This is a genomic window from Cobetia sp. SIMBA_158 (genome assembly GCF_046566945.1).
Taxonomy (GTDB): Bacteria; Pseudomonadota; Gammaproteobacteria; order Pseudomonadales; family Halomonadaceae; genus Cobetia; species Cobetia amphilecti.
Genome location: NZ_JAWJYL010001235.1, coordinates 1 through 230, shown reverse-complemented (window position 1 = coordinate 230; position 230 = coordinate 1). Strand labels below are relative to the sequence as shown.

The 230-nt window shown below is 63.0% G+C and carries 1 protein-coding gene; it reads left to right on the top strand.

The window, feature by feature from the left end:
* Positions 1-37: 37 nt before the first annotated feature.
* The coding region (locus tag R2R70_RS23660) for a serine hydrolase (protein WP_410979442.1) at positions 38-230 on the top strand (193 nt) is incomplete at its 3' end.

Here is a 230-nt window from a genome sequence, read left to right as displayed (position 1 = left end):
TGCACCGGCCGCTGACAGGCCGCTCTCGGCGTCGGCCATTCAGGACATCGAATCAGAGGCCGGCGCGCGAATCGGCGGCACTGGTCTGGATACCGCCGATGGCACCCGGTTCAGCTGGCGGGGGAATGAGCGCTTCCCCATGAGCAGCACTTTCAAGTTGCTGGCCTGTGGTCATCTGCTCTCTCGAGTGGACGAAGGCCAGGAATCGTTGTCACGCAAGGTGGCTATTC